The following is a 3,802-nucleotide window of genomic DNA, read 5'->3' on the forward strand; positions in this document are numbered from 1 at the left end:
AGCGATCGCCAAAGCAATTGAAGAAGCTAAAGCTGTCACCGATAAACCATCAATGATTAAGGTGACAACCACCATCGGTTATGGTTCCCCCAATAAGGCAAACACTGCTGGCGTTCACGGTGCTGCTTTGGGTGGAGACGAAATAGCATTAACTCGGAAAAATTTGGGTTGGGAATACGAGCCTTTCGTAATTCCAGAAGAAGCCCTCAACCACACACGTAAAGCTGTTGAACGTGGCGCAGGTTACGAAGAAGAATGGAACAAAACATTTGCCGACTACAAAGCTAAGTATGCCCAAGAAGCGGCTGAATTTGAACGCTACATTAGCGGCAAACTACCCGATGGTTGGGACAAGGTACTACCCACCTACACCCCCGAAGACAAAGGACTACCCACCCGCAAACACTCAGAAACTTGCCTCAACAAATTAGCGGCAGTTTTACCTGAATTGATTGGTGGTTCAGCTGACTTAACCCACTCCAACTTGACTGAAATTAAGGGTAAAGGCGACTTCCAAAAGGGAGAATACCAAAACCCCAACATCCACTTTGGTGTGCGGGAACATGCTATGGGCGCAATCTGTAATGGTATAGCTCTGCACACTTCAGGATTAATTCCCTACGGTGCAACCTTCTTAATCTTCACAGATTATATGCGTGCTGCCATCCGCTTATCCGCCCTTTCTCAAGCTGGCGTGATTTGGGTGATGACTCACGATTCCATTGGGCAAGGTGAAGATGGCCCTACACACCAACCCATTGAAACTCTCGCTTCCTTGCGAGCTATTCCTAATTTAACCGTGTTCCGTCCCGCAGATGGTAACGAAACCTCTGGTGCTTATAAAATAGCGATCGAGAAAGCGAAGGAAAATGCTCCGTCTCTGTTGGCGTTCACCCGTCAAAATGTTCCCAACTTGGCAGGTACATCCATTGAGGGCGTAGCCAAGGGTGGATACACCGTGGTGGATAGCGAAGGTACACCTGATCTCATCCTGATTGCCACTGGTTCAGAATTGAGCCTCGCCGTCGGCGCAGCCGAAAAACTCAAGGCTGAAGGCAAGAAAGTCCGTGTTGTCTCGCTACCTTCATGGGAACTGTTTGAAGCACAGGATGCGGCTTATAAAGAGTCGGTTCTGCCGAAAGCTGTCACCAAGCGTTTGTCTGTGGAAGCTGGTAGCAGTTTCGGTTGGCACAAATATGTCGGTACTGAAGGCGATTGCGTTAGTATTGATCGCTTTGGCGCTTCGGCTCCAGGTGGTGTTTGTTTAGAGAAGTTTGGTTTTAGCGTTGATAATGTGTTAGCTAAGGCTAAACAATTGTTGGGTTAATAGCAACAGAATATTCTCAAAATATTGTGGGGTGGGCATCTTGCCCGCCTTTTTTTTACACAGAAGGGCGCTGAGGGAGATTGTTTATAATTAAGATAATTATTGGATGAATGGAGGAAATTATGCCAGAAATTACTAATTATCATCAAGAACTGAGTAACCGCATATCACCAATAGTTGAAAAGCTCATTAAAGGTAATAGCTTATATCAAACTAAGTTAAACCAACAGGAAATAATAGAAATGTTAGTAGAACTCTTTGGACAGTTATCACCAGAGGAAATGAGAGCTATAACCGAGCATGAACTGACACGCAGAATTGATAAGATTCTTGTCTTAGAAGCACTTTCTGGTACGTTAAATGATTTGTCCCCAGAGCAAATCAAAATGTACGATGATGCAGTAAAGCGAAAATAGACAAAGTGACTTATTTATTAGATACAAATATTGTTAGTTACATTTTGAGGAGAAATGCAACTGTTGCGAGGAAACTACGGGATGCTAATCGTTCGGGACAAGAAGTGACTGGAGAACCTAATCAACCTATCCAACTTTATCAAGGTTCCTTAAAAATTACTCAAGAAGGAACTGTATATGAAGGAAATGGTACTGTTTCCTTTGAATGGCTGCCATCTCCCGATGTTAAGTTCCTGTTTTCAAAATCTAATAATGAGTCCCTTCTTAAACTTGAACTTGGTAAAGGTAATCTAAACTTTTCAGAAATCCAAAGTTCTGCTGAAGTTTGGATTTCTAGTATTCCTATCGACTTTGAGCATCAAAGTGGGGATATTTCAGGTACTCTAAATAAACCAGCAATATTAAGGTCGGAAAATAATTTATCACATATACTCTTTCACCTAACCAACTTTCATAAATTTCACGGGATGGCTATATCAACACCAAGGCAAATTTGGTGGGGTAGGCTTATATTAAAAGCTGAGAGTTGGAGTGCTTCGATTGACAGCCTGCAAAACCTCGGAGATATTATAAAGTCTCTTGAATCAAAAGGAGGCTACGCCATAACTCATGTGGGGAAACTTGAACGTTCCGATAAAAAGCCTTTTACAACAGAGGAAGCTGATGATATATTAGAAGCTTTGCATTGGTTTCTCTCTTTTTCTAGAGGCTTTAGGACTTCTCCCATTCTATTAGTCAGTTATGACAACAGTGGGAAAAAGGTGTGGGAAAACTGTACTTCTTATACAATATCACCCTGGCGAAGTGTGCATTCGTGGTTTGCAGATTCACAAGATTCTTGCAGTCTCGGTAAACTTTTTCCAGGTTTCCTTAATCGCTGGCAAAGTACTACTTGGAATCAGCCAATAAGGTTTGCAATCCATTGGTATTTGGAAAGTATTGCTCAAGCCGGATCTGTACAAGGTTCCATTGTTTTGATGCAAGCTGCTTTTGAAATCCTTGCTTGGACTCTTCTAGTGGAAGAAAAAGCTATCATCAGTCAACAAGAATTTAAAAAACTTCCAGCAGCTGAACAACTAAGACGTCTCCTTTCACAGTGTGGTGTCCCGCTAAAAATACCTGACAGCTTAACTGAATTGCTCAAAGCCTCAAAAGAATTAAATTGGGTTGATGGCGCACAGGCTTTAACAGAGATACGTAATGCAATCGTTCATCCTAATCCAAAAAAGCGTCAAAAATATCTTAATCGACCCTTTCCAGAACAGATAGATACTTATAAACTTGGATTATGGTATCTAGAACTCATTCTGTTAAATCTTTTTGAGTACAAAGGCGACTACTTCAACCGTATAGCAAATAAGGAATTTTATCAGGAAAATATCGAAGCTGTTCCTTGGGTTAAAAAATAAACTGAAGCGATGGGTGTGGAATTAGGAATTTGGCAAGATCAATATCAGAATCTAGAATTACCTTGGTTGCGCTGGTGGAATAATCAGGGTGATTTGCTACAAACAGGATAGGAGCGATCGCAGCAAACAGAAGCGCGATCGCAACGTTTGGCTGCTAAACTAAGAGAATTAAATATTAACTTTGAATAGTGAGTTTAGTTATTTTGGCAACTATCTTTAGATAGATACGGTAAACAGTACGCGATTGATCATCAGAAATCGCTTGCTACTACTGAAAAAATAAAACTTTCATATCTAAAAATCTATAGTGCATTTTTAGTTTATTTTGTCAATGTGTAATCTCTAGTATCGTCTAATAAATCAGCAAGGCCTTCTCAGGACTTAATCTATATTCATGCTTTCAGTGGATGCAGTTATGACTTTGCAAATGCAATGATATATATGTCCTCAAACAATAAATAGTTGCTGTTGTCCAAGTGAAAAAATATGATTTTCTCTGACTCCAGTAACTTTGGTTTTTATCCAATTGTTTGATGTTTTGAGAAGGTAACACAATGAATAACATCCTAAAACGCACACTTCTACCCAGCCTCATGGCTGCAAGTTTAGCTGGTGTCACCCTAGTTCCCGCGAAACCGGCTGCTGCTGAT

At 41.0% G+C, this 3,802-nt stretch carries 3 protein-coding genes and 1 pseudogene; all 4 read left to right on the top strand.

The window, feature by feature from the left end; genetic code table 11:
* Positions 1-1,327: transketolase family protein (locus RRG12_RS41705; RefSeq protein WP_420763195.1), on the top strand; the 1,327-nt coding region annotated here is incomplete at its 5' end.
* 122 nt (positions 1,328-1,449) lie between these two features.
* The gene (locus tag RRG12_RS41710) at positions 1,450-1,743 is read left to right on the top strand and encodes a hypothetical protein (protein ID WP_420758853.1); all 294 of its coding nucleotides are present in this window, start codon (positions 1,450-1,452) and stop codon (positions 1,741-1,743) included.
* A gap of 104 nt (positions 1,744-1,847) precedes the next feature.
* Positions 1,848-3,152, top strand: coding sequence for a hypothetical protein (locus tag RRG12_RS41715; RefSeq protein ID WP_420758852.1), 1,305 nt, complete (start codon positions 1,848-1,850; stop codon positions 3,150-3,152).
* A gap of 9 nt (positions 3,153-3,161) precedes the next feature.
* Positions 3,162-3,341, top strand: a pseudogene (locus RRG12_RS41720) (Uma2 family endonuclease); the annotation flags it as partial.
* Positions 3,342-3,802 lie beyond the last annotated feature (461 nt).

The sequence above is a fragment of the Nostoc sp. CALU 546 genome, from assembly GCF_048836525.1.